Here is a 25,162-nt window from a genome sequence, read left to right as displayed (position 1 = left end):
GCTTCCTGCGTCCCGCCCGGACCTCGTCGTGGTCCGGGCGGTTCAAGCCACATCAAATCAATACTGTTGCCAGACGCCCCCGGCGAAGGTCCAGCCGCCGCCACTGCGATACCAGTGCCCAGGCACCCAGAAAGCGGTGTCGCGCCGCGCTTCCCAATGGCCGGCGACCCATTCATGCCGGCTGCCTGACCACCGCCAGTACCCGCCAATCCAGACATGCCCTGGACCAGGCGGTGGCGGCATGACTTCCACGCGTGGCATCGGCGGCGGCACGTTCACGACGATCGGCGCGACACGTGCCTGCTGCACCAGTTCCACCCAGCGCCCGGGATGGAACACCCATTCGCCATGCTCGTTACTCCAGTGCGCGCGCTGGTACACCATGTTCACGCGCGCCTGCTCCCAATGCCCGCCGTTCCATGCATAGCGGCCGCCCTTCCAGGCCCAGTGTCCGGGAATCCAGTAGGCGTCGACATATGGGGCCGGAGGAATCTCCTCGACGATCGGCGCCGGCGGCGCCTGGGTAATGTGTTGCACTTCGACGCGCTCGACATGACGCGGCGGCTCGACGACACAACCGCTCAGGCCGGCGGCCGCAACGCAAACGGCCGAGAGCAGAACAGTGCCGGGAAGTGAAAGACGAGAAGACATCGGGGCGATCCTCCAGAGTTATGTGCCCATAACGGGAGGCGCCGAAACCACGATGACAGACTTACAAACGGTTGCATCGATGTCAGGCCGCACACCGAAGCCTGAAAGCAAAAAGCCCCGCCATCAAGGCGGGGCAAGCACTTCCATGGAGCTACCTGAATTGACCCCCCACAGATTGCGGAGCCGGGTGTGTGCGGCAAGCACACGGCGATCACTCGGCCGTGATCTTGCCCTGCTCGATCACGGTCTTCCACCGCTTGAGCTCCTGCGTCTCGAAGTCCGCGAATTGCTCGGGAGAGTTCCCCACGACCTCGAAGCCCTGCTCATTGAGCTTCTGCTGCATCTTCGCGTCCTTGAGCGCCGTCACGATGGCCCCATGCAGGCGCGATTTCACATCGGCAGGCAGGCCCTTCGGCGCCGCCACGCCCTGCCACGAGTACACCTCCACGTCCTTCACGCCGCCCTCGGCCATTGTCGGCACGTTCGGCAACACGGCCGACCGCTTGTCTGACGTCACGGCCAGCGCGCGCAGTTTGCCAGAGCGGATGTGCTGAAGCACCGCATTGATGTTCTGGAAGGACACGTCCACCTGGCCGGCCAGCAGATCCGAGATCGCGGGCGCGCCGCCCTTGTACGGCACGTGCAGGCCATCCGTGCCGCTCTTCTGCCAGAACAGCGCCGCGGTCAAATGGTCGGACGAACCGGCCCCCGACGTCGCGAAGCTGACCTTGCCCGGGTTCTTCTTCATGTAGGCCACCAGTTCTTGCAGCGTCTTGGCCGGGAAGTTCGGGTTGGCGACCAGCACATTGGGCGCGCGCACGGCCACGGTAAGCAAGTCGAAATCCTTGGCCGGGTCGTACTGCAGGTTCTTCTGCAGAAACGGATTGACGGCATAGACGCCGATCGACGCCACCATCATCGTGTAGCCATCAGCGGGTGCACGCTTGACGAACGTCGCGCCGATCGCGCCGGTAGCGCCCGGCCGGTTGTCGATCACGAACGGCTGACCAAGCTTCTCGTTGAGCGGGGCCGCCAGCATCCGCGCAATGGTGTCGGTGGAACCGCCAGCCGGGAACGGCACGACCACCGTAACGGCTTTCTGCGGCCACGCGGTCGTCCCGGTGGTGTTAGCCAGCGCGGTGGTGCTTACGATCGCCCCGGCGGCAAATGCGAGGGCCACGCCAAGGCAGCGGCGCAGCAACGTGGACGGGAGGGACACGCGCCGCGTGCCCCCTTGCGCCGCAATGGGCGAGAGTGTCTGGAACATCGTTTGTCTCCTGCTTTGACGAAAAGCGTTTGGCTTGTTGTTATCTGTCTGTCGTGGCGAAACACCCACTGCCCCCGCCACGTTGCATGGCCCGTCAGCGCACCATGCAGGGCATCTTGTTGTTGAACTTCCAGCCCGGGATCAGGAATTGCATCGCGATCGCATCGTCACGCGCGCCGAGTCCCTTTTCCTGATAGAGGCGGTTGGCGCGCGCGAGCGCATCCATATCCAGCTCCACGCCCAGGCCGGGTGTCTTTGGTACCTGCACCAGGCCACCTTCGATCCTGAGCGGGCTGCGCGTCAGGTGCTCGCCGTCCTGCCAGATCCAGTGCGTGTCGATTGCCGTCACGCGGCCCGGCGCGGCGGCGGCCACATGCGTGAACATGGCCAACGAAATATCGAAGTGATTGTTCGAGTGCGAGCCCCAGGTCAGCCCCCACTCCGCGCACATCTGCGCCACGCGGACAGAGCCCTGCATGGTCCAGAAGTGCGGATCGGCCAGCGGAATGTCGACCGAATGCAGGCGCACCGCATGACCCATCTGACGCCAGTCGGTGGCGATCATGTTGGTGGCCGTAGGTAGTCCGGTGGCCGTGCGGAACTCGGCCATGATCTCGCGGCCCGAATAGCCGTCCTCGGCGCCGCACGGGTCCTCCGCATAGGCCAGCACGCCATGCTTGTCGCGGCAGAGGCGGATCGCGTCGGCCAGCAGCCAGCCGCCGTTCGGGTCGAGCGTGACGCGCGCTTTCGGAAAACGCTCATGCAGCGCGAGGATCGCCTCCATTTCCTCGTCACCGCTCAGCACGCCACCCTTGAGCTTGAAATCGTTGAAGCCGTAGCGCTCGTACGCGGCCTCGGCCAGTCGCACCACGCCTTTCGCATCCATCGCCACTTCATTGCGCAGGCGGAACCATTCGTTGTCCGCATCGGGCTCGGTGCGATAGTCAAGCGTCGTACGCTGGCGATCACCGACGTAGAACAGGTAGCCCAGCATCTCCACCGCGTCGCGCTGCTGGCCTTCGCCGAGCAGGGCCGCCACGGGCACCTGGAGGTGCTTGCCGAGCAGATCGAGCAGAGCGGCTTCAAGCGCCGTCACGGCATGGATCGTGATGCGCAGGTCGAAGGTCTGCAGACCACGTCCCCCGGCATCGCGGCTCGCGAACGTGGCTCGAACCTTGTTCAGCATCGCCTGATACTGGCCGATAGGTTGACCAACCACGAGCGGGCGCGCGTCCTCGAGCGTCTTGCGAATGCCCTCGCCGCCCGGCACTTCGCCAACGCCGGTATTGCCGGCGCTGTCGCGCAGGATCACGATGTTCCGAGTGAAGTACGGGCCGTGGGCCCCCGACAGGTTCATCAGCATGCTGTCGTGGCCGGCGACGGGGACAACGGTCAGTTCAGTGACGACAGGCGTGGCACCAGCGGCGCCTTGAAGGGAAGCGGCATTCATGTCGGTTGTCTCCGGGCCGGCGCTGCCACAACGTGAGGGTAGCTGCAAGCACCTGTGTGTTATCGGTCGTCGTATGACTTATGACGAAGTATAATGAGCGCATCACTACACGGTCAACAACCAGTGATCGCCACTGGCCAAGATCCAAGATATCTGCCCGCCATGTCCAATGCCCCGCTGACTTCGCCCGCTCCCCTGCGCCGCCGTGGCCGCACGCTCGCCGAAGAGGTGGTCGGCAGCCTGACCGAGAACATCCAGCAGGGCCAGCTCAAACCGGGCGACAAACTCCCGACCGAATCCGAAATCATGGCCAGGCTCGGTGTGAGCCGCACGGTGGTGCGCGAGGCGCTGTCGCGGCTGCAAGCCAGCGGCATGGTGGAGACGCGCCACGGCATCGGCACTTTTGTCCTGAATCGCCCAGCGGAAACGCAATCGCCGTTCCGTATCGACCCTTCTGCCATCGTCACGGCGATGGATGTGCTGGCAATGCTGGAATTCCGCGTCAGCCTGGAAGCCGAAGCCGCCAGCCTGGCCGCCACGCGCCGCAGTGACGACCAACTACGGGCAATCCGCCGGGCACTCGACGACATCAAGCACAGCGCGCTGGAGGGCAGCGATGCGGTAGGCGCCGATTTCGAGTTTCATCTGTCTATCGCACGCGCCACGGGCAACCGATACTTCACGGACATCATGGGCCACCTCGGCACGATGGTGATCCCGCGCAGCCGGCTGCAAGTCAGTCAGCCTGAGCGCGAGCAGTATCTGGAACGCGTGAACTTCGAGCACGAGAGCATCTACGACGCCATCGAGCGACGCGACCCGGAAGCCGCCAAGGCTGCCATGCGGATGCACCTGACCAATAGTCGGGAGCGCTTGCGCAAGGCATCTGCAATGGCGGGGTCGGCGGCCTAAGGCACGCCCGCTATATGTTGCCCGCGGGGGAATCCCTACGGGCGACGCGGTTGCGGCATGCCGCGCCATGTCATATGATGTCTTACGACAAAATCACTTCCAGCCTGATGTGACGGCCACGCTGGCCGCCATGCCAATCCCTCCTCACCCGCAGGACCCAAGATCATGACGATTACCGGCGAAATGCTGATCGGCGCGAGCGCCGTGCGCGGCACAGAAGAGACGTTTTACGGGATCAACCCGGCCACCGGCGAGCAACTCGAACCGGCATTCCACAGCGGCAATGCCAACGACGTCGAGCGCGCCTGCGTGCTGGCGGAGGCGGCCTTCGATGCCTATCGCGCCACCTCGCCCGAACAACGCGCCCGCTTCCTGGAGTCGATTGCCGACGCCATCGAAGCTATTGGCGACGAACTGATCCAGCGCGCGCACGCCGAAACGGCACTGCCGCTCGCCCGCCTCCAGGGCGAGCGCGGCCGAACCACCGGTCAGTTGCGCCTGTTCGCCCGGGTGCTACGCGACGGCCGCTGGCAGGATGCCACGCTCGACAGCGCCCTGCCCGAGCGCGCCCCGCCGCGCCCCGACCTGCGGATGCAGAAGATCGCGGTCGGTCCCGTGGCCGTGTTCGGCGCCAGCAACTTCCCGCTGGCTTTCTCGGTGGCTGGCGGCGACACCGCGTCTGCTCTGGCCGCCGGTTGCCCGGTTGTTGCCAAGGCCCACCCCGCTCACCCCGGCACGTCCGAACTGGTTGGCCGCGCCATCCAGAAGGCCGTGGCCGACAGCGGTCTGCCTGAAGGCGTGTTCTCGCTCGTGATGGGTGTAGGTAATGCGATCGGCACGTCGCTGGTTGCCCACCCTGCCATCCAGGCGGTCGGGTTCACCGGATCGCGCACCGGTGGGCTGGCCTTGGTGAACGTGGCCAACACGCGCCCGCAGCCGATCCCGGTCTATGCCGAGATGAGCAGCATCAACCCCGTATACCTGCTGCCCGAAGCCTTGGCCGCGCGCGGCGAACAGATTGCCCGCGACCTGATCGACTCGCTGGTGCTCGGCGTCGGCCAGTTCTGCACAAACCCCGGCCTGCTGCTGGCCATCGAAGGTCCGGCCCTTGAGGCATTCCGCGCGACTGCCCTCGCCGCGCTGACCGGCAAACCCGCCGCCACCATGCTGACGCCGGGCATCCATCAGGCGTTCGAACGTGGCGTCACGCAACTCTCCGATATCGCCGGGCTCTCGCGTGCGGCCTGCGGACTGGATGCGACGGGCCCGAACCAGGCGCGCCCGGTATTCTTCGAGACCTCGGCGGAGCAGTTCATTGCCGACCACCGCATGCACGTCGAAGTCTTCGGCCCGTCCACGGTACTGGTCACCTGCAAGGATGCCGAGGCGCTGCTCGCCGTGACGCGCATCCTGGAAGGCCAGCTCACCGCCACGGTGCAGGCGGATGCCGGCGACCACGCACTGGCGGCCCGCCTGCTCCCCGCGCTGGAGCGCAAGGTCGGTCGTGTGCTGTTCAATGGTTTTCCGACCGGCGTGGAAGTATCGTTCGCGATGGTCCACGGTGGCCCGTTCCCGGCGACGTCGGACACACGCACAACATCGGTGGGCGCTAGCGCGATCGACCGGTTCCTGCGTCCGGTGTGCTACCAGAACGTGCCGGCGGACCTGCTGCCGCAAGCCGTGCAGGACGGCAACCCACTAAACCTGTGGCGACTGAAGGATGGCGAACTCGGCCGCGCCTGATCTGGCGACTTCGCAATAAAAAACGGCTGCTCACGCAGCCGTTTTTTATTTCCCGAGAAAGGCCTTCCGTTACGGGAGGCCTTCCTCATTGATGCCGACGGGGCTCAGACCTTCGCCGACACCCACTCCGTCACGCCAGCCAGCGCCTTCGGCAGATTTGCCGGATCGGTGCCGCCTGCCTGGGCCATGTCCGGACGGCCACCGCCCTTGCCGCCCACTTGCTGGGCAACGAAGTTGACCAGTTCGCCGGCCTTGACCTTCGACGTGGCATCGGCGGTCACACCCGCGATCAGGCTCACCTTGCCGTCAGCCACAGCCGCCAGCACGATGGCCGCGCTCTGCAGCTTGTCCTTGAGCTTGTCCATCGTTTCGCGCAGCGTCTTCACGTCGGCGCCGTCGAGCTGGGCAGCCAGCACTTTCAGGCCCTTGACGTCCACGGCCTGCGCCGCAAGCTCATCGCCTTGCGACGAAGCCAGCTTGCTCTTGAGCTTTTCCAGTTCCTTCTCGAGCGCGCGAACCTGGTCCTGCACCTGGCCGATGCGCGGCACCAGTTCCGAAGGTTGCGCGCGCAGCGCGGCGGCGGCTTCGTTGAGACGGGCGTCGAGCGATTGCAGGTAGTGCAGCGCGTTGTCGCCGGTGATCGCCTCCACGCGGCGGATACCAGCGGCCACGCCAGCTTCCACGACGATCTTGAACAGGCCGATATCGCCGGTGCGGGTCACGTGCGTGCCGCCGCAGAGTTCCTTCGACGTACCGATTGACAGCACACGCACATCGTCAGCGTACTTTTCGCCGAACAGTGCCATCGCGCCGCTCTTGACCGCGTCGTCGAACGGCATGACCTGTGCCACGGTCGGCGCGTTGCTCAGGATCTCGGCATTGACGATCTCTTCGATCTGGCGGATCTGCGCATCGGTCAGCGGCGCGTTGTGCGAGAAGTCGAAGCGGGTCTTGTCCGGATCGACCAGCGAGCCCTTCTGCTGCACGTGGGTGCCCAGCACTTCGCGCAGCGCCTTGTGCATCAGGTGGGTAGCCGAGTGGTTGCGCACGGTGCGGGCGCGGCGGACCGCGTCGACCTGTGCCGCTACGGTATCGCCCACCTTGAGCGCGCCATTGGCCAGCGTGCCCTGATGACCGAACACGTCGGACTGGATCTTGGTGGTATCCGCCACGGCGAACACGGCCGGGCCCGACACCAGCGTGCCCTGATCGCCCACCTGACCGCCCGACTCGGCATAGAACGGCGTGTTGTCCAGCACAACTACACCGCTCTGGCCCGGCTGCATCGTGTCAACCGATGCGCCATCAACGTACAACGCGGTCACGCGCACGCCATCCATCGAGAGCGAGTCGTAGCCGTGGAACACGGTCTTCTCGCCCGAGTATTCGAGGCCTGCGGCCATCTTGAACTTGCCGGCCGCACGGGCCTGTTCGCGCTGGCGGGTCATCGCGGCGTCGAACGCCGCTTCGTCCACCGTGATCTCCTGCTCGCGCGCCACGTCCTGCGTCAGGTCGAGCGGGAAGCCGAACGTATCGTGCAGCTTGAACGCCAGTTCGCCGTCGAGCACCTTGCCGCCCTTGGCCTTCAGGTCCGCCACGGCGGCGTCGAGGATCGACATGCCGTTTTCGATGGTTTCGAAGAAGCGCTCTTCCTCGGCCTTCAGCACTTCCACCACGCGCGACTGGGCTTCGGCCAGTTCCGGATAGGCTTCGCCCATCTGCGCGACGAGGTCGCCCACGAGCTTGTGGAAGAACGGCGTCTTCTGACCTAGCTTGTAGCCATGACGAATCGCGCGGCGCACGATACGGCGCAGCACATAGCCACGGCCTTCGTTGCCCGGAATCACGCCGTCGACGATCAGGAACGAGCAGGCGCGGATGTGGTCGGCGATGACCTTCAGCGAATTCTGGTTCAGGTCCGCGATATGCGTTTCACGGCCAGCGCCCTTGATCAGTGCCTGGAACAGATCGATCTCATAGTTGCTATGCACGTGCTGCAGCACGGCGGCAATACGCTCCAGGCCCATGCCGGTGTCCACGCACGGCTTGGGCAGCGGCGTCATGGTGCCCTGCTCGTCGCGGTTGAACTGCATGAACACCAGGTTCCAGATCTCGATGTAGCGGTCGCCGTCTTCTTCCGGCGATCCCGGGGGGCCGCCCCACACGTCCGGGCCGTGGTCATAGAAGATTTCCGAGCACGGGCCGCACGGGCCGGTATCGGCCATCTGCCAGAAGTTGTCCGACGCGTAGCGCGCGCCCTTGTTGTCGCCGATGCGCACGATGCGGTCGGCCGGCACGCCCACTTCCTTGGCCCAGATGTCGTAAGCCTCGTCGTCCTCGGCGTAGACCGTGACCCAGAGCTTATCGGCGGGGAGCTGGTAGACCTTGGTCAGCAGTTCCCACGCGTACTGGATGGCCTCGCGCTTGAAGTAGTCGCCGAACGAGAAATTGCCCAGCATTTCGAAGAACGTGTGGTGACGTGCCGTGTAACCCACATTCTCGAGGTCGTTGTGCTTGCCGCCGGCGCGCACCGAGCGCTGCGACGACGTGGCGCGCACGTAGGGACGCTTGTCAGTGCCGAGGAACACGTCCTTGAACTGCACCATGCCCGAATTGGTAAACAGCAGCGTCGGGTCGTTCGCCGGCACCAGGCTGGACGAGCGGACCACCGTGTGGCCCTTCGACTCGAAGAACTGAAGGAACTTGCTGCGAATGTCGGAGACTTTCATGTTGTGCGGGCGCAGCCGGCGTCGAGGCACGGCGCAGTCAGTCAGGTTGGATTTGCAAACCGTTGATTATACGGGGAAGGCCCGTCCCGGGGCAGTGGTGGGCAGGTGTCCGTCGGCAAGCGCCCTGACAGGCAGACGGCCGTCCGATTATCGCCCAAGGATCTTCCTTCGGGATTCCGCGCAAAGACATCGCCCGACTGCCCCGGTGATAGAGTGCTGGCTCTTTCGAACCTGCCTGCCGCCATCGCCATGGGAGCTTTAAGCCATCTTCGCGTCCTCGACCTGACCCGCGTGCTCGCGGGCCCGTGGTGCGCCCAGAATCTTGCCGATTTCGGCGCCGACGTGATCAAGATCGAGCGCCCCGGCGCCGGTGACGACACGCGCATCTGGGGCCCGCCCTGGCTCAAGACCCCCGAGGGCGAAGACACGGCCGAGGCTGCCTACTATCTGGCGGCCAACCGCAACAAGCGCTCGGTGACGTGCGACATCAGCACGCCGGAGGGGCAGCAACTCGTGCGCGACCTGGCCGCGCAGAGCGATGTGGTGCTCGAAAACTACAAGGTCGGACAACTCAAGAAGTATGGCCTCGATTATGAATCGCTCAAAGCGATCAAGCCGGACCTGATCTACTGCTCGGTCACTGGTTTCGGCCAGACCGGCCCCTACGCCCAGCGCCCGGGCTACGATTTCATTATCCAGGGCATGGGTGGCTTCATGAGCATCACCGGCGAGCGCGACGACCTGCCCGGCGGCGGCCCGCAGAAAGCCGGCGTGGCGATCTCTGACCTCATGACGGGACAGTACGCCACCATCGCCGTGCTGGCCGCGCTGGCCCACCGCGACCGTACCGGCGAAGGCCAGTACATCGACATGGCGCTGCTGGACGTGCAGGTGTCGATGCTGGCAAACATGAACACCAATTACCTGGCCAGCGGCGTCCCGCCGAAGCGCTGGGGCAACGCGCACCCGAACATCGTCCCTTACCAGACGTTCCAGGCCGCCGATGGATGGCTCATCGTCGCGGTGGGCAACGACGGCCAATTCCGCAAGTTCGTCACCGCCGGCGGCCGCCCCGAGCTGGCCGACGACCCGCGCTTCGCCACCAATCCGCAGCGCGTGGCGCACCGCGACGTGCTGGTACCGATCCTGGCCGAGATGGTGGCGCCGCGCACGCGTGAACAGTGGATTCTGGACCTGGAGCGCGCCAGCGTGCCGTGCGGACCGATCAACACGCTCGACGAGGTCTTCGAGAACGAGCAGGTGGTCGCGCGTGGCCTGCGCGTGGACCTGCCCCACCCCTCGGCCGGCACGGTCAAGCTGGTGGGCAGCCCGATGAAGATGAGCGCCACGCCGACCGAGGCGCTGCGCCATCCGCCGTTGCTCGGGGAGCACACGGATGTGGTGCTTGGCGAGACACTCGGCTACAGTGCCGAACACATCGCCGCCCTGCGCGACAAGGGCGTGGTCTGACCTTCCCCGCCCACGCTTTTCGCCATTGACTTGACCGCACCCGCTCCGGCGGGTGCGCGCAGCCGGTGATCATGACGTTTCCCCAACCCTGAGGAGAATGCATGCTGACCGACGCCCTGCTCGCGTTCCTGCACTTCACGGCGATTTTCGTCCTTGTCACGCTGATGGCCGCAGAGGCCGTCGTGCTGCGCCCGGACATGCCGCCTTCCGCCGTGCGCCGCCTGTCCCAATACGACTTCTTCTATTTCCTGTCGGCGATGGCAGTGCTGGCCACCGGACTGTTACGCCTGTTCTATGGCGCCAAGGGTGTGGACTTCTATCTGCACAACCCGTGGTTCCACGCCAAGATCACCGTGTTCGTGCTGATCGCGCTGGCCACGCTGCCACCGACGTTTGCCTTTGCGCGGTGGCGCAAGCAGTCGCTGAAGCTGCCCGAGTTCGTGCCGACTCCGGCCGAAATCAAGAAGGTGCGCCGCTGGGTCATGATCGAAGCCCATGCGTTCATCCTGCTACCGCTTTGCGCGGTGATGATGGCGCGCGGCATCGGCATCCACTGAGACCTCGATGGGCCGCGCCCTGCCGCGGCCTCTGGCCAGTCGCACCCGCGCTGGTCATCCGCTTTCCTCCTGCTTTCCTCCGTTTATCCACTGACTTATGTTGAAGACCCTGCTCTCCGCCGCGATGGGCGCCGCAATGGCAGCCACGCTGGCCTTTGCCGCACCGGCCAGCGCCGCCAGCAACTGGCCCACCAAGCCGATCCGCTTCGTCGTGCCCTACCCGGCCGGCGGCCCGCTCGACACCGTAGCGCGCGCCATCGGCGAGAAGCTGCGCGATAGCCTCGGTCAGCCCGTGGTGGTGGAGAACCGGCCCGGCGCGGGCGGAAATCTTGGCGCGGACTTCGTGGCCAAGCAGCCCGCCGACGGCTACACGATCGTGATGGGCGCAGTGGCCACCCATGCGATCAACCCGACGCTGTTCGCCAAGATGCCGTATGACCCGGTCAAGGATTTCACGCCGATCACGCTCGTGGCCGACGTGCCGAACGTACTCGTGATGCACCCTGGCAAGGCCGCCGAACTGCACATCAATAACGTGCGCGATCTGGTCGAATACGCACGCAAGCATCCGGGCAAGCTCGACTACGCGTCGGGTGGCAACGGCAGCGCCGGACACCTGTCGGGCGAGCTGTTCAAGAGCATGGCACACGTCAGCATGGTCCATATCCCGTACAACGGCGCGGCGCCCGCGCAGATGTCGGTGCTGTCGGGCCAAACCGACCTGATCTTCGACAACCTCGCGTCGGCGTCGGCCAACATCAAGGCGGGCAAGCTCAAGGCGTTCGCGGTCACCACGGCCAGCCGCGCGGCTGCATTCCCGGAACTGCCGACGATTGCCGAAGCCGGCAAGGGACTGGGCCTGGAGACCTTCGATATCTCCACGTGGTTCGGCGTGCTCGCACCGGCCGGCACCCCGCGCGACATCGTCGATCGGCTCAATCGCGACATCGTGGCGATCCTGAAGACCGACGACATGAAGGCGAAGCTGGCACGCATCGGCGCGCAGCCGGCGCCGACCACGCCTGACCAGTTCGCCACCCTGATCCAGCGCGAACTGAGGAAGTACAGCCAGATCGTCAAGGTTTCCGGCGCGAAGGTCGACTGACCTGGTCCAGCCCCTGCCGTGCCCGGTGGCGCCGGCGCCAGCGATGGTTAGGGCCATCGCCAGCGCTCGCTGCCACCGGGCGCGGCAGCAGCAATCCCACCTGCACGATGCGGGGCCCGTCCATACGGGTCACCGTCAGCCGCAAGCCGGCAACCTCCAACGCATCCCCTTCTACCGGCGGCGACCGGAATACCGCCAGCATCGCCTGTTCGAGCGTGCTCAACTGCTCGTGCGGCAGCAGCGCCCGGGTGCCATACAGCGCGGCGACATCCGCCAGACTCGCCTGTCCCGCAAGCAGAAAATCGTAGGTCACCTGGTCCCAGGCAGGCGGCGGTCCTGATGTCAGGAACAGTCGAGAAAGCACCGGCAGAACACCGCCGGGCGCCAGCACCGAGACGATATCGCCAGCACGCAGGATGGCGCGGTCGAGCGGCACCAGCGCCCCGTCACGCGCCACGGTCATCAGGCGGCTGCGCATTGGCAATTCGAGTTGGTCCGCGCGCAAGCTGTCTACTGGCGAATTTGCCGCCACCTCGAACTGCATCAACTCCAGTGCTGGCGCCTGGGTGCCGCGCATCCGCTCACGCGATAGCGGTTCGTTGTAGAGCGGCCGCAGCACGCGCGCCAGCCGTGCGGCCAGGGCGACCGTGGTGCCCTGGCACAGCAGGCTGGCCAGCACCACCGCGAACGCCACGCGAAACAGCAACCCGGAATCCTTCATGCCCTGCAGCATCGGGAACAGCGACAGCACGATCGGCACCGCGCCGCGCAACCCCATCCACGCCACGAAACCCTTCTCGCGCGCGTTGAACCGGAACGGCAGCAACGAGATCCAGACGGCCACGGGCCGCGCCACGCACATCAGAAACAACGCCACGGCCGCGGCGGGCAGCGCGATGTCCCAGATCCGGTGCGGAGACACCAGCAGGCCAAGCAGCAGGAACATCGCCGACTGCGCCAGCCAGGCCATGCCGTCCATTGCGCGCATCGTGTCGCCGCTGACCGCGTGTTCCCGGTTGCCGACGATCATCCCGGTCAGGTAGACCGCCAGGAAGCCACTGCCGCCGGCAGTCTGCACGATCGCCCAGACCATACAGCCCCCCGAACAGACCAGAATGGCCTGCAGGCCCTCGGCCACGTTGACGCGCTCCATCACATTGGCCAGACAGTAGCCCAGCGCCGCGCCGAGCACCCCACCCACCCCGAACTGCACCACCAGCCGCGTCACCAGCGCACCTGGCGACAGCCCCTGCGGCGCGGTGATCCACTCGATCAACGTCAGGGTCAGGAAGATTGCCATGGGATCGTTGATGCCCGACTCGATCTCGAGCACGCTGGCCACGCGCTCCGTGAGCCGCACGCCGCTACCGTTGAGCAGGGAGAAGACAGCGGCGGCATCGGTCGAGCCAACGATGGCGCCGAGCAACAGCCCGAGCTTCCAGTCGATCCCGAGCAACCAGGAAGCAAACGCGCCGACCAGCACCGCCGTGATGACCACCCCCAGCGTGGCCAGCGACAAGGACGGCCGCAGCGCCACGCGGAAGGTGGCAAGGCGCGTGCGCAACCCCCCATCGAGCAGGATCACGGCCAGCGCGATATTGCCCACCAGGAAGCTGAGCCAGGTGTTGGAGAAGCGGATGCCGCCGGGGCCATCGACCCCGGCCGCCATGCCCACGCCCAGGAAGACCAGCAGGAACGGGACACCGAAGCGCGACGAGAAAACCCCGAGCAGGATGCCCGCCGTCATCACGACGGCGCCGAGCAGAATGGCGTGATCGATGCTTTCCATCCCGTGGCTCCCCGTACCGTCTTAGCGCCGATATACCGACCGGTTCTGTCGATGATAGTGCACGCCGAGGCCGACTCAACGCCCTGCTGCCAGACGTCCAATCTCCCGTTCGCCTCGTGATTTCCCTTGCATCGTCAACGACTTACGTCCGCCTTTCGAACAGCTTTCGGACGTATGCCTAGGGACATACCCTGAGGATGCACCCAAATGCAGACATATGAAAGGTAGCTGAAAGGATGCACTTTTAACTTCCACCCTGCCCGCGACGGGGAGTGTCGCCGGGCCGTGGGTGACGTGCACCCGCGACCCAGTTGACAGGCCGGTTTTCCGGCACGTCGCGTCAAGTTCAAGCAAGTCAATCGAGGAGAATCATTTTGCGCATACGCAGCCAAAAGGACTTTGCCTCCGGCCTGATGTTCATTCTGGTCGGTCTGGGCTTTTCCTTCGTCGCCCGTGGCTATTCCATGGGAACAGCCGCCAAGATGGGACCGGGCTACTTCCCGTTCTGGCTCGGCATCGTGCTCGCCCTGCTGGGCGCGCTGGTACTGTGGGGTTCGCTGTCGTCCAAGGCGGCACAAGACAGCCTGGAACGCTGGGACATCAAGATCCTGCTGTGGATCCTGGGTGCGGTCGTGCTGTTCGGCCTGCTGCTCAAGCCGCTCGGCATGGTGCTGTCGGTCGTGGTGCTGGTGCTGGTTTCCTCGATGGCCAGCCATGAATTCAGCTGGAAGGGTGCCGTTTTGAACGCGATCATCCTCGTGCTGATCAGCATGGGCGCCTTTGTGTACGGCATCAACCTGCAGATGCCGGTGTGGCCGGCTTTCCTGGCAAGCTAAGGAGACGGGCCTCATGGAACTGTTAGACAACCTCGGACTGGGCTTTGCAACCGCCCTGTCACTGCAAAACCTCGCGTACGCATTCCTGGGCTGCGTGCTCGGGACGCTGATCGGCGTGCTGCCGGGCCTCGGGCCTCTGGCAACCATCGCCATGCTGCTGCCGGTGACGTACACGCTGCCGCCGGTGGCCGCGCTGATCATGCTGGCCGGTATCTACTACGGCGCACAGTACGGTGGGTCGACTACCGCCATTCTGGTGAACCTGCCCGGTGAATCATCATCAGTGGTGACCACGATCGACGGCTATCAGATGGCGCGTCGTGGCCGTGCCGGTGTGGCACTGGCTACCGCCGGTCTTGGCTCGTTCTTCGCTGGCTGCGTGGCTACCCTGATCCTGGCCGCGTTTGCCGCGCCGCTGTCGGAACTGGCGTTCAAGTTCGGTCCCGCCGAGTACTTCTCGCTGATGGTGCTGGGCCTGATCGGCGCCGTGGTGCTGGCTTCGGGCTCGCTGGTGAAGGCCATCTCGATGATCGTGCTGGGCCTGTTGCTGGGTCTGGTCGGTACCGACGTGAACTCGGGCGCCGCGCGCTTCTCGTTCGACGTGCCTGAACTGACCGACGGCCTGAACTTCGTGTCGGTGGCGATGGGTGTGTTCGGCTTCGCGGAAATCATCGCGAACCTGGAACAGAAGGAAGCCCGCGAAACCTTCACGGACAGCGTGACGAACCTGTTCCCGACCAAGGAAGACTTCAAGCGCATGATTCCGGCGGTGCTGCGTGGCACGGCGCTGGGTTCGGCACTGGGTATCCTGCCGGGTGGCGGTGCCGCGCTGGCTTCGTTCGCCGCGTACTCGCTGGAAAAGAAGACGTCGAAGTTCTCGCACGAGTTCGGCAAGGGTGCGATCGAAGGCGTGGCAGGTCCGGAATCGGCCAACAACGCCGCTGCGCAGACCTCGTTCATCCCGCTGCTGACGCTGGGCATTCCGCCCAACGCCGTGATGGCGCTGATGGTCGGTGCGATGACGATCCACAACATCCAGCCTGGTCCGCAGGTGATGAGCAGCAACCCCGCGCTGTTCTGGGGCCTGATCGCTTCGATGTGGATTGGCAACTTCATGCTGATCATCCTGAACCTGCCGATGATCGGCGTGTGGGTGAAGCTGCTCAAGGTGCCGTACCGCTTCCTGTTCCCGGCGATCCTGACGTTCTGCTGCATCGGCGTGTACTCGGTCCAGAACACCACGTTCGACGTGTTCCAGACCGCGGCCTTCGGCGTGATCGGCTACCTGTTCATCAAGCTGAAGTGCGAACCCGCTCCGCTGCTGCTGGGCTTCGTGCTCGGACCGATGATGGAAGAAAACTTCCGCCGCTCGCTGCTGCTGTCGCGTGGTGACTTCACCGTGTTCGTGACGCGCCCGCTGTCGCTGGGTCTGCTGATCGGCGCGGCAGTGCTGGTACTGATCGTGGCCATGCCGTCGATCAAGGCCAAGCGCGAAGAAGCATTCCAGGAAGAGTAAGGCCTCCGGCCTCAGCTTCCGCCGTACTGGAAGGGCGCCCATTGCGGCGCCCTTTTTTCATTCCGGCGCCGCAGCAATGCGGCATTCAGGTGGGGCTCATGCGGCGTTCAGGTGGCGAACAAATCGGCACACGCGGCGCGGATCGCTTCGGTCACGTGCGCGCGGCCGTGATCGCGCCGCTCCAGCATGCCGATGGTGCGGACCATCGGCTCGCCATCGGCCTGCAGCGGCAGGATGCGCAGCGCCTCGTCTTCCTGCCAGCGGGCACGTTTTAGCAGCGGCACCACGGTCACCCCCACTTCCTGACGCACGAGTTCCACCAGGGCCTCGATCGAATTCAGTTCGAGAAACTCGTTGGTGCGCAAATGGGCGCGGCGGAGCGCGCGCTCCACCAGCACGCCGGTACGCTGGGTGCGATCGAACCGCAGGAACGGATTGGCCGCCAGCGCCTGACGCGCCGTATCGCCGCTGCTGCCCCGCGCGGCGATGGCCACCAGCGGCTCGTTATAGAGGGGCGTCCAGCGCAGCACCCCGGATGGGCGCGCCATGCCTTCGACCAGAAACGCCGCATCGAGCTCGCCGCCCTCCACCATCGTCGCCAATTCGATCGACTTCGCGCCGATAAGCCGGACATCAAGCGCTGCGTGCGTGCGCTTGAGCCGCGCCACGACATGCGACAGCCCACCCATCACCGACACCACCGCGCCGACCGCCACGGCCCCCGCCATCGTATCGGACCCTGAAAGCGGCAGCCGCATCTCCTCATAGAGATCCAGCAGCCGCCGCGCCATGGGCAGCAATTCGCGGCCATCGGCATTGAGCACTGCCACGCGCCCGCTGCGGTCGAACAGTTCGCGCCGCAATTCTTCTTCCAGGGAGCGCATCTGCAGGCTCACTGCCGCCTGGGTCAGCGCCACCTGACCGGCGGCGGCGGCGAACGAGCCATGCTCGGCCACGGCTACGAAGGTCCTTAGAAAGCGGATTGTGCTCATGGGGTGCTCATTGAATGCATATGGGTCGCTGGCCTCCTTGATCGACTCACAAGTTTTTCTTGTGGATCAGGCAAGGAATATTAACTTTCATTATGTCGACCGGCGCGGAATAATTTTGGGTTGCTGCCCAGAAGAGATGTGCCGTACCCATCCGCACCGGAGAAGAGAAATGAAAACCTGGCTTCGCCTGATTGGCGTCGGCCTCGCCACGAGCCTGACCCTGGCTGCTGCCCCGTCGCACGCAGAGAACTATCCCAGCAAGCCGATCCGGCTGATCGTGCCCTTCCCGGCCAGCGGCGCCACTGATCTGCTGGCGCGCGCCATTGCCCAGAAGGTGGGCACGAGCATGGGCCAGCAGATCGTGGTGGACAACCGGCCCGGCGCCGGCGGCGCGATCGGCTCGGACATGGCGGCCAAGGCGCCCGCCGACGGCTACACACTGCTGATCGCCACGACCAGCACGCACTCTATCGGCCCGTATATCAACACCCATCTGCCGTACAACACCGAGACGGACTTCACGCCGATCGGCCAGGTGGCCACAGCCACCAACGTGCTGGTGGTGCCGAACTCGCTGCCGGTGAAGAACGTCAAGGAACTGATCGACTACGCCAAGAAGCATCCGGGCGAATTGAATTACGCATCGAGTGGCAACGGCACGGTCGTGCATCTGACCGCCGAAGCATTCAAGGCCCAGGCCGGTGTGTTCATCACACATATTCCGTACCGTGGCACGGCGCTGGCGGTACCTGACCTGATCTCGAACAAGGTGCAGATCCTGTTCGACAGCATCGTATCCGGCATGCCGCACGTGAAGGACGGCAAGCTGAAAGCGCTGGCCGTGACCAGCATGAAGCGCTCGCCGCTGGCGCCGGACCTGCCGACGGTCAACGAATCGGGGCTGCCCGGATTCGAATCGGACACATGGTTCGGCATCTATGGCCCCAAGGGCCTGCCGGCAGATATCGTCAACCGCCTGAACAGCGAGTTCAACAAGGCCATCCAGTCGCAGGACGTCAAGGATCGCCTGGCCAAGCTCGGCGCCGAGCCCGTTGGCGGCACACCGGCGCAGTTCGCCGCGATGGTGAAGAAGGACAGCGCCCGCTGGGGCAAGCTGATCAAGGATCGGAAGATCCAGGTGGATTGATTCTTTGATCCCCAATTTTGCTCTGCTCTCCTGCGTGATGGGAGAGCAGAGAAAACACTAGGCATAGCGAGAGACACCATGCAGAACTTCAACTGGACCAACCCCTACCCCACCGTGCGCATTCCGCTGTTCGCGCGCAACGTTGTGTCGACCTCGCATCCGCTGGCGGCCCAGGCCGGCCTGCGGATGCTGCTCAAGGGCGGCAACGCAGTGGACGCCGCGATTGCCGCCGCCGCGGCGATCACGCTGGTGGAACCAGTGTCGTGCGGCCTGGGCAGCGATGCCTTCGCAATCCTGTGGGACGGCAAGCAACTGCACGGCCTGAATTCGTCGGGCGTGGCGCCGGCCGCGTGGAATCCGGACTACTTCAAGAACAAGTACGGCGCCGATGGCAACGGCCTTGCGAACCGGCCCATCCGTGGCTGGGATTCGGTCACCGTGCCTGGTGTCATCGCCGGCTGGGCCGCGCTGCACGAACGCTTCGGCAAGCTGCCGTTCGAAGACCTGATGGAACCCGCGATCGAGATCGCAGAACGTGGCTATGCAGTGCCGCCGGTGGTTGCGCACAAGTGGGCCGCCGCCGTGCCGGACCTCAAGAGCCAGCCCGGCTTTGCCGACACGTTCATGCCGAATGGCCGCGCGCCGGCCGTCGGCGAGAAGTTCTTGTTCAAGGATGCCGCAGACACGCTGCGCAAGATCGGCGCCACTGGCGGCCGTGCGTACTATGAAGGCGAAATCGCCGAGAAAATCGCCGCGTTCAGCAAGGCATGCGGTGGTGCGATGACGCTCGACGATCTGCGCAACTACCGCCCCGAGTGGGTCACGCCGATCAGCAAGTCCTACCGTGGCTACGAAGTGCACGAGATTCCGCCGAACGGCCAGGGCATTGCCGCGCTGATGGCGCTGGGTATCCTCGATCAGTTCGACGTCGGCTCGCTGCCGGTGGATTCGGTCGACTCGCAGCACCTGCAGATCGAGGCGATGAAGCTTGCCTTCGCGGACCTGTACCGCTACGTGGCCGATCCGCGCAGCATGGAGGTCACGCCCGAGCAGATGCTGGACGATGCCTACCTGAAGTCCCGCGCCAAGCTGATCGACATGCAGCGCGCGACGCATTTCAACTTCGGCATGCCCCGCACTGGCGGCACGATCTACCTGACCGCGGCGGACGAGAACGGCATGATGATCTCGTTCATCCAGTCGAACTACATGGGCTTCGGTTCCGGCGTCGTGGTGCCGGGCACCGGCATCAGCCTGCAGAACCGTGGCGTGGGATTCTCGATGGATCCGAAGTCGGCCAACGTGGTGGAAGGCGGCAAGCGCCCGTTCCACACGATTATCCCGGCCTTCCTGACCAAGCAAGGCAAGCCGGTGATGAGCTTCGGCGTCATGGGCGGCGATATGCAACCGCAAGGTCATCTGCAAACCGTCGTGCGCATGCTCGACTACAACCAGCAACCGCAGGCTGCCTGCTGCGCACCGCGCTGGAAGGTCAACCGCGACTTCACGCTGGACGTTGAAGGCACCATGGACCCGAACACCGTGGCCGGGCTCAAGGAGCGCGGCCACAAGCTCAAATCCGTGGAAGACCCGTATATGGACTTCGGCTCCGGCCAGTTCATCTGGCGTTTGTCGGACGATGCCGAGCAAGGCTATGTGGCCGCCAGCGACAGCCGCCGCGACGGTCAGGCCGTGGGCTTCTGAGGCAGAGGTTTAGCTGTACCGCTGTAGGTAGTACGTAGTAGAAGTCCTGCGAGGCGCCATGGGGAAACCCATGGCGCCTATTTTCATTCCGGGATTGCCACGCTCAGTACTCAATACACCGGCAGGCTCAGGAAGCGCCTGATCGCCACGGCATAGACGATATCAATGCAAAAGGCGCCAATCGTAGTTCGCTCAAACGCGCGCGCCGCTTGCATCAGGTCCCGGGCTGCAACTGTTCCGCTGCATTCGCGTGAAACTGTGCATGGCATGGCGTGGAGGCTCCCGTACACTTGCCGAGTCGCTGATTTCTGGAAAGCCGCCCCCATGCCTACTTTTGCCTACCGAATCGTCAACGTATTCGCCGAGTCCACCTTCGGCGGCAATCCCCTGTGTGTGTTCGAGGACGCGCGCGGACTCGATGACGCGACCATGCAGGCGCTGGCCCTGCAGTTCAACCTGTCGGAGACCACCTTCGTGCTCCCATCCGACAACGCCAACGCCGCCGTGCGCATTTTCACGCCGGGATACGAGATGCGCTTCGCGGGCCATCCGACGCTTGGCACGGCGCACGTTGTACGGGACCTGATGAAAACGGGCGACGCGCTTTCGCTGGAGTTCAAGGCCGGCGTGGTCCCGGTCACGGCCAAGGGTGACCGCTGGACACTGACCGCGCCGCACACAGGCGCGCCGAAGACCGCCCCGGCGGGCCTGCCTGATGCCGAGATGGCGTCGTTACTGGGTCTGACCATGGACGATCTTGCCGGATCACCGATATGGGTCGACACCGGCGCCGACCAATTGTTGGTCCCCGTGAAGACGCCCGACGCAGTACGTCGCGCACAACCGGACAGCAGCCGGCTCGATCGCTGGCCGCAAAGCAGCCTGGGCCGCAAGACCGCCTATGTCTTTGCATTCGACCCGGAACAGCCAGGCAAGGCACTTGTGCGGTATTTCTTCACCAAGCAAGGCGGCGGCGTAGCGGAAGACCCAGGCACCGGCTCCGCTTGCGCCAACCTGGGCGGATGGCTGGTGGCAACCGGCCACCCGTTGCCCGCCAGCTACGAGGTGGACCAGGGCGAGTTCGTCGATCGCCGCTGCCGGCTGGACCTGAACGTGACCACCGAGGGCGCGATTCGCGTGGGCGGCCGCGTGATCGAACTCGGTCGCGGCACCGTGACACTCTGACAAGGACTCTGCCATGCCATCGCACGACATTGCCACACTTGCCGATCTCGAATCGTTGTACGCCGAGCCGTCAGGGGCATCGCTTGCCAAGGAGGTGGACTACCTCCACCCGTATTACCGAGCCTTTGTGGAGGCGTCACCGTTCTGTCTGCTCTCGACGGCCAGCGCAAAGGGAGGCGACTGCTCCCCACGTGGCGACGCGCCCGGATTCGTGCATGTGCTCGACGATCGCACATTGTTGCTGCCGGACCGTCGCGGGAACAATCGCATCGACAGCCTGCGCAATATCATCGCCGACCCGCGCGTCGGACTGCTGTTCCTGATTCCGGGCGTCAACGAAACACTGCGCGTCAGCGGGACCGCAAAGATCTCCACGGATCCGGATCTGATCGCCCGCTGCGTGGTGCAGGACAAAGCGCCGACCTCGGTGCTCGTCATCGCGATCCAGTCGGTATTCTTCCAGTGCGCCCGCGCGCTGATGCGATCGCACCTGTGGTCCGCCGACGCGCAGATTTCACGTGAGACGCTGCCAAGCAATGGCACGATCGTCGCAACGCTAAGCCAGAATGCGATCGACGCCACCACCTACGATCGCGAACTCCCGGACCGGCTGCGCAATAACCTCTACTAGCGCGGCAGCCACTCGGCCGCGTGGGTACCGAGCGGTTCGGACGGCAACGCCCAATATGCCGGCGTTTCCGATAACCGGGCCGCGTGACGCACCACGGTCAACTCGCCGAAGCCCGACTCCTGCACTTCGAGCAGGTCCGAAATCTCGTCGATGTGCTGGTCGGGCACGCCGAAACCATCCGGCACACGACCTAGCCCGCGCAACCATTGCCCGACCTGGGCCAGCGACACGCGCACATGCCAGCTTCCGCCTTCCACCGCGCGGCGGTGCAGCGCCGCCATCGCGCCAAAGGCCAGCAGGTATCCCGCGGCATGATCCAGCACCTGCGCCGGAAGCGGCTTCGGTTCAGTGCTGCCGGCTGCCCGGGCTTCGTCGTCATTGAAGCCGGTGGCCGTCTGCACGAGCGAATCAAAACCACGCTTACCCGCCCACGGCCCGACATGGCCATAGGCAGATAGCGACACATAGACGATGCCCGGACGCGCGCGCGCCGCGGCTTCGGCGCCGACCCCAAGCTCCGCCAGCCCGTTCGGGCGATATCCCTGCACCACGACATCCGCGCCATGCAGCAGCTTGTGCAGCGCGCGCTTGTCATCCGCGTCGCGCAGATCGAGCTGGCAGGAACGTTTGCCACGGCCGGTATCAATGACGAGCGGCGGAATCGACGGCAGGTGCGCAGCCGAAACCAGCAGCACATCGGCGCCGTGGGCGGCCAGTGTCCGCCCCGCCACCGGGCCGGCGATGATGCGCGTGAAGTCGAGCACGCGGACGCCGGACAGCGGCCTGGCATCGACATTGATTTCGGCCTGGGGTGCAAATGCCGGCAGCGGCATCGGCGGCGCATCGCCGATCCGTTCGATGATGACCGGCGGTAGCCCCCGCAACGCCTGAGCCTGCGGGTGCGCCTGCCATTCGTCATAGGTCCGCATCGCCGCCACGACCATGCCGGCGTCCGAAGCCGCCGCTTCGAAGTCCTCGGCCTTCCACTTGGACAGCGCGGCGCGCACGGCATCCTTGTCGTGCGCGCAATGCAGAAGCTTCAGCACGCCATCCCGATGATGCGGAAAATTCGTATGCAGCCTGACCCAGCGGCCATCGCCGCACGGGTACAGCCCCGCGATCTTGTCCCATAGCTCGGGCGCCGCGCCACCCTTGACGCGCAGATAGCGCTCGCTGCGAAACTCGGCCATGGCATGGCGCATGTCGACCGCGACGCCCTGCCAGTTGCCGGTCCGCTGCGCCCACAACGCGGCGGCAGCCAGCGCCGACGCACCCAGGCTGGCCTGGGCCGCAGTGCCAATGGCGAAGCTGGATGGGAGAACCGGATCGGCGCCGGTCAGCGTCAGATGCCCAAGTGCTTCCGGGGGCATCCCGGCCTCGCGCCAGAGCGCGGCCAGGACATCGGGGGCAGTTTGGGGGGAAACGGTGGCAAAGGAAGCGGAGTTCATGGCTTGTATTCCAGCAGCGGCAAGCCCCGGACTGTGCGACGATTGCGCACCACGGCCCGAGGTCCACCGCACGATGACGACCCTGATATCTCGTGGATTCTGCACCACTTCAGCCCATCGCGCCGTGAGACGATTCGGAAAAAGCCCCGCAGGTGCCGGGTTACCCCGCAGGCACGGTAAAATCGCCCCATTCCACGGAACATCAGGACCGCAAACCGGGTCAATCCAGGCCCGGACCGTCCGCCCAAGCAATCGAGCCGCCCCCGTTGCGGCGACAACATGAGCCACGACACCAAACCCAACGACACGCCCGCCGCCTCCAACTTCCTGCGGAGCATCATCGACCAGGACCTCGCCACCGGCACCTACGCCGGCCGCGCGGACAAGCAAGGCGACCCGCTGCCGACCGTCATCACGCGCTTCCCGCCGGAGCCGAACGGCTACCTGCACATTGGTCACGCCAAGAGCATCTGCGTGAACTTCGGGCTGGCCCGCGACTATGCCGGCCGCTGCCATCTGCGCTTCGATGACACGAACCCGGTGAAGGAAGATACCGAGTACGTCGACTCGATCATCGATGCCGTGCACTGGCTCGGCTTCTCCTGGGACAGCGCCCAGGCTGGCAGCACGCCGCACCTCTACTTCGCGAGCGACTACTTCGACCAGCTCTACAAGTTTGCCGAGACGCTGATCGAGCGCGGCGTGGCCTATGTGGACAGCCAGAGCGCCGAGCAGATCGCCGCCATGCGCGGCAACTTTTCCGAGCCGGGCAAGCCGTCGCCGTTCCGCGACCGCTCGGTCGAGGAGAACCTGAAGCTGTTCCGCGAGATGCGCGACGGCAAGTACGCCGACGGCGAGCACGTGCTGCGCGCGAAGATCGACATGACCGCCCCGAACATCGTGATGCGCGATCCGGTGCTCTACCGCATCCGCCACGCCCATCACCACCGTACCGGCGACAAGTGGTGCATCTACCCGATGTACGACTTCACGCATTGCATCTCGGACGCGATCGAGAACATCACGCACTCGCTGTGCACGCTCGAGTTCGAAAACAACCGCCCGCTCTATGACTGGGTGCTCGAGCACCTGCGCGACGCCGGCGTGTTCGCCAATCCGCTGCCGCATCAGTACGAATTCGCGCGCCTGAACCTGACCTACGCGATCACCAGCAAGCGACGCCTGAAGCAGCTCGTGGACGAGCAGCGCGTGACCGGCTGGGACGATCCGCGGATGCCCACCATCGTCGGTATCCGCCGCCGCGGCTACACGCCCGAGTCGATCCAGCTCTTCTGCGATCGCGTGGGTGTGTCGAAGGCCGATAGCTGGATCGACATGAGCACGCTCGAAGGCGCGGTCCGTGATGACCTCGACGCGCGGGCACCGCGCAGCGTTGCCGTGCTGGACCCGCTCAAGCTGATCCTGGACAACTACCCGGAAGGCCAGAGCGAGGAATGCTCGGCGCCGGTGCACCCGAAGCAGCCTGAAATGGGCCGCCGCGTGTTCCCGCTGTCGCGTGAGCTGTGGATCGAGCGCGAAGACTTCAACGAGAACCCGCCGAAGGGCTACTTCCGTCTGTTCCCAGGCAACAAGGTGCGCCTGCGCTACGGCTATGTGATCGAATGCACCGGCGTCGACAAGGATGCCGACGGCAACGTGATTGCCGTGCATGCGAACTACCTGCCGGAAACCAAGAGCGGCACGCCTGGCGCGGACAGCGTCAAGGTCAAGGGCAACATTCACTGGGTCAGCGCGCCTCACGCGTGTGAAGCCGAAGTCCGCCTGTACGACCGTCTGTTCAACGACCCGAACCCGGATGCCGGTGGCAAGAACTTCCTGGACGCGCTGAATCCGAACTCGAAGAAGGTCGTGACCGCCTATCTGGAGCCGGGCCTGCGCGATGCCAAGCCAGAGGATCGTTTCCAGTTCGAGCGGCACGGTTACTTCGTCGCGGACCGCGTGGATTCGCAGCCGGGCAAGCCGGTGTTCAACCGCACGGTTGGACTCAAGGACAGCTGGGGCAAGTAAGC

At 65.0% G+C, this 25,162-nt stretch carries 19 protein-coding genes; 12 read left to right on the top strand and 7 right to left on the bottom strand.

Annotation, left to right across the window (positions count from 1 at the left end; translation table 11 throughout):
* Positions 1-57: 57 nt before the first annotated feature.
* The 3 genes from B2246_RS04255 to gudD all read right to left on the bottom strand — a co-directional run bounded on the left by B2246_RS04255 (position 58) and on the right by gudD (position 3,368).
* Positions 58-651, bottom strand: coding sequence for a YXWGXW repeat-containing protein (locus tag B2246_RS04255; RefSeq protein WP_286879791.1), 594 nt, complete (start codon positions 649-651; stop codon positions 58-60).
* Between the two features lie 211 nt (positions 652-862).
* Positions 863-1,918, bottom strand: a complete 1,056-nt coding sequence (locus tag B2246_RS04250; protein WP_186426390.1) for a Bug family tripartite tricarboxylate transporter substrate binding protein — start codon at positions 1,916-1,918, stop codon at positions 863-865.
* A 94-nt stretch (positions 1,919-2,012) separates the two neighbouring features.
* Positions 2,013-3,368 carry a glucarate dehydratase gene (gudD, locus tag B2246_RS04245; RefSeq protein WP_286879789.1) on the bottom strand — a complete coding sequence of 452 codons (1,356 nt, stop codon included), beginning with the start codon at positions 3,366-3,368 and terminating at the stop codon, positions 2,013-2,015.
* Between the two features lie 162 nt (positions 3,369-3,530).
* On the opposite strand from gudD, the gene B2246_RS04240 reads away from it, so the two are divergent.
* Positions 3,531-4,280, top strand: coding sequence for a FadR/GntR family transcriptional regulator (locus B2246_RS04240; protein ID WP_008646042.1), 750 nt, complete (start codon positions 3,531-3,533; stop codon positions 4,278-4,280).
* 165 nt (positions 4,281-4,445) lie between these two features.
* On the top strand, positions 4,446-6,023 hold the full coding sequence (locus tag B2246_RS04235) for an aldehyde dehydrogenase (NADP(+)) (protein WP_035881599.1): 1,578 nt from the start codon (positions 4,446-4,448) through the stop codon (positions 6,021-6,023).
* Between the two features lie 104 nt (positions 6,024-6,127).
* Here the strand turns inward: B2246_RS04235 and alaS are convergent, their stop codons facing one another.
* Positions 6,128-8,752, bottom strand: coding sequence for an alanine--tRNA ligase (gene alaS, locus B2246_RS04230; protein WP_286879786.1), 2,625 nt, complete (start codon positions 8,750-8,752; stop codon positions 6,128-6,130).
* A gap of 249 nt (positions 8,753-9,001) precedes the next feature.
* On the opposite strand from alaS, the gene B2246_RS04225 reads away from it, so the two are divergent.
* From B2246_RS04225 to B2246_RS04215, 3 genes are all read left to right on the top strand, one after another.
* On the top strand, positions 9,002-10,222 hold the full coding sequence (locus tag B2246_RS04225) for a CaiB/BaiF CoA transferase family protein (RefSeq protein WP_286879990.1): 1,221 nt from the start codon (positions 9,002-9,004) through the stop codon (positions 10,220-10,222).
* Between the two features lie 101 nt (positions 10,223-10,323).
* A complete protein-coding gene (locus B2246_RS04220; RefSeq protein WP_035881597.1) occupies positions 10,324-10,779 on the top strand; it encodes a DUF2214 family protein in 456 nt (151 codons plus the stop codon).
* Positions 10,780-10,876: 97 nt separating this feature from the next.
* Positions 10,877-11,884 (top strand): tripartite tricarboxylate transporter substrate binding protein, encoded by a 1,008-nt coding sequence (locus B2246_RS04215; RefSeq protein ID WP_035881596.1) that lies wholly within the window; start codon positions 10,877-10,879, stop codon positions 11,882-11,884.
* Here the strand turns inward: B2246_RS04215 and B2246_RS04210 are convergent.
* Positions 11,856-13,673 carry a potassium/proton antiporter gene (locus B2246_RS04210; protein ID WP_286879785.1) on the bottom strand — a complete coding sequence of 606 codons (1,818 nt, stop codon included), beginning with the start codon at positions 13,671-13,673 and terminating at the stop codon, positions 11,856-11,858. The genes B2246_RS04215 and B2246_RS04210 overlap by 29 nt on opposite strands.
* A 374-nt stretch (positions 13,674-14,047) precedes the next feature.
* On the opposite strand from B2246_RS04210, the gene B2246_RS04205 reads away from it, so the two are divergent.
* Together B2246_RS04205 and B2246_RS04200 are read left to right on the top strand one after the other, a co-directional pair.
* Positions 14,048-14,509, top strand: coding sequence for a tripartite tricarboxylate transporter TctB family protein (locus tag B2246_RS04205; protein ID WP_008647137.1), 462 nt, complete (start codon positions 14,048-14,050; stop codon positions 14,507-14,509).
* Between the two features lie 13 nt (positions 14,510-14,522).
* Complete coding sequence (locus B2246_RS04200) at positions 14,523-16,025, top strand: tripartite tricarboxylate transporter permease (RefSeq protein WP_035881593.1); 1,503 nt, start codon at positions 14,523-14,525, stop codon at positions 16,023-16,025.
* 107 nt (positions 16,026-16,132) lie between these two features.
* On the opposite strand, the gene B2246_RS04195 is transcribed toward B2246_RS04200, so the two are convergent.
* Positions 16,133-17,017, bottom strand: a complete 885-nt coding sequence (locus B2246_RS04195) for a LysR substrate-binding domain-containing protein (protein WP_008645234.1) — start codon at positions 17,015-17,017, stop codon at positions 16,133-16,135.
* A 169-nt stretch (positions 17,018-17,186) separates the two neighbouring features.
* Between B2246_RS04195 and B2246_RS04190 the strand changes: the two genes are divergently transcribed.
* The 4 genes from B2246_RS04190 (at position 17,187) to B2246_RS04175 (ending at position 21,684) form a co-directional block, all read left to right on the top strand.
* Positions 17,187-18,164, top strand: coding sequence for a Bug family tripartite tricarboxylate transporter substrate binding protein (locus tag B2246_RS04190; RefSeq protein WP_035881591.1), 978 nt, complete (start codon positions 17,187-17,189; stop codon positions 18,162-18,164).
* Positions 18,165-18,242: 78 nt separating this feature from the next.
* Positions 18,243-19,868, top strand: a complete 1,626-nt coding sequence (gene ggt / locus B2246_RS04185; RefSeq protein ID WP_008645232.1) for a gamma-glutamyltransferase — start codon at positions 18,243-18,245, stop codon at positions 19,866-19,868.
* Positions 19,869-20,192: 324 nt separating this feature from the next.
* Positions 20,193-21,053, top strand: a complete 861-nt coding sequence (locus B2246_RS04180) for a PhzF family phenazine biosynthesis protein (protein ID WP_035881588.1) — start codon at positions 20,193-20,195, stop codon at positions 21,051-21,053.
* A gap of 13 nt (positions 21,054-21,066) precedes the next feature.
* Positions 21,067-21,684 carry a pyridoxamine 5'-phosphate oxidase family protein gene (locus tag B2246_RS04175; RefSeq protein ID WP_008645230.1) on the top strand — a complete coding sequence of 206 codons (618 nt, stop codon included), beginning with the start codon at positions 21,067-21,069 and terminating at the stop codon, positions 21,682-21,684.
* On the opposite strand, the gene B2246_RS04170 is transcribed toward B2246_RS04175, so the two are convergent.
* Positions 21,681-23,132, bottom strand: a complete 1,452-nt coding sequence (locus tag B2246_RS04170; protein ID WP_286879783.1) for a CoA transferase — start codon at positions 23,130-23,132, stop codon at positions 21,681-21,683. The genes B2246_RS04175 and B2246_RS04170 overlap by 4 nt on opposite strands.
* 279 nt (positions 23,133-23,411) lie before the next feature.
* On the opposite strand from B2246_RS04170, the gene B2246_RS04165 reads away from it, so the two are divergent.
* Entirely contained in the window at positions 23,412-25,160 is a 1,749-nt protein-coding gene (locus B2246_RS04165) for a glutamine--tRNA ligase/YqeY domain fusion protein (RefSeq protein WP_008645226.1), read from the top strand.
* Positions 25,161-25,162 lie beyond the last annotated feature (2 nt).

The organism is Cupriavidus sp. UBA2010, from assembly GCF_002335265.1.
Taxonomy (GTDB): Bacteria; Pseudomonadota; Gammaproteobacteria; order Burkholderiales; family Burkholderiaceae; genus Cupriavidus; species Cupriavidus metallidurans.
The sequence above is the reverse complement of the archived record's forward strand: the minus strand, read 5'-3'. Positions and strand labels throughout refer to the sequence as shown.

Excerpts from the sequence above, each read along its gene's own strand:
- B2246_RS04215 (WP_035881596.1), top strand. The coding sequence starts at position 10,877 with ATGTTGAAGACCCTGCTCTCCGCCGCGATGGGCGCCGCAATGGCAGCC.
- B2246_RS04225 (WP_286879990.1), top strand. The coding sequence starts at position 9,002 with ATGGGAGCTTTAAGCCATCTTCGCGTCCTCGACCTGACCCGCGTGCTC.
- B2246_RS04255 (WP_286879791.1), bottom strand. The coding sequence starts at position 651 with ATGTCTTCTCGTCTTTCACTTCCCGGCACTGTTCTGCTCTCGGCCGTT.
- B2246_RS04170 (WP_286879783.1), bottom strand. The coding sequence starts at position 23,132 with ATGAACTCCGCTTCCTTTGCCACCGTTTCCCCCCAAACTGCCCCCGAT.
- ggt (WP_008645232.1), top strand. The coding sequence starts at position 18,243 with ATGCAGAACTTCAACTGGACCAACCCCTACCCCACCGTGCGCATTCCG.
- B2246_RS04190 (WP_035881591.1), top strand. The coding sequence starts at position 17,187 with ATGAAAACCTGGCTTCGCCTGATTGGCGTCGGCCTCGCCACGAGCCTG.
- B2246_RS04180 (WP_035881588.1), top strand. The coding sequence starts at position 20,193 with ATGCCTACTTTTGCCTACCGAATCGTCAACGTATTCGCCGAGTCCACC.
- B2246_RS04250 (WP_186426390.1), bottom strand. The coding sequence starts at position 1,918 with ATGTTCCAGACACTCTCGCCCATTGCGGCGCAAGGGGGCACGCGGCGC.
- B2246_RS04235 (WP_035881599.1), top strand. The coding sequence starts at position 4,446 with ATGACGATTACCGGCGAAATGCTGATCGGCGCGAGCGCCGTGCGCGGC.
- gudD (WP_286879789.1), bottom strand. The coding sequence starts at position 3,368 with ATGAATGCCGCTTCCCTTCAAGGCGCCGCTGGTGCCACGCCTGTCGTC.
- B2246_RS04175 (WP_008645230.1), top strand. The coding sequence starts at position 21,067 with ATGCCATCGCACGACATTGCCACACTTGCCGATCTCGAATCGTTGTAC.
- B2246_RS04200 (WP_035881593.1), top strand. The coding sequence starts at position 14,523 with ATGGAACTGTTAGACAACCTCGGACTGGGCTTTGCAACCGCCCTGTCA.
- alaS (WP_286879786.1), bottom strand. The coding sequence starts at position 8,752 with ATGAAAGTCTCCGACATTCGCAGCAAGTTCCTTCAGTTCTTCGAGTCG.
- B2246_RS04240 (WP_008646042.1), top strand. The coding sequence starts at position 3,531 with ATGTCCAATGCCCCGCTGACTTCGCCCGCTCCCCTGCGCCGCCGTGGC.
- B2246_RS04210 (WP_286879785.1), bottom strand. The coding sequence starts at position 13,673 with ATGGAAAGCATCGATCACGCCATTCTGCTCGGCGCCGTCGTGATGACG.
- B2246_RS04195 (WP_008645234.1), bottom strand. The coding sequence starts at position 17,017 with ATGAGCACAATCCGCTTTCTAAGGACCTTCGTAGCCGTGGCCGAGCAT.
- B2246_RS04165 (WP_008645226.1), top strand. The coding sequence starts at position 23,412 with ATGAGCCACGACACCAAACCCAACGACACGCCCGCCGCCTCCAACTTC.
- B2246_RS04220 (WP_035881597.1), top strand. The coding sequence starts at position 10,324 with ATGCTGACCGACGCCCTGCTCGCGTTCCTGCACTTCACGGCGATTTTC.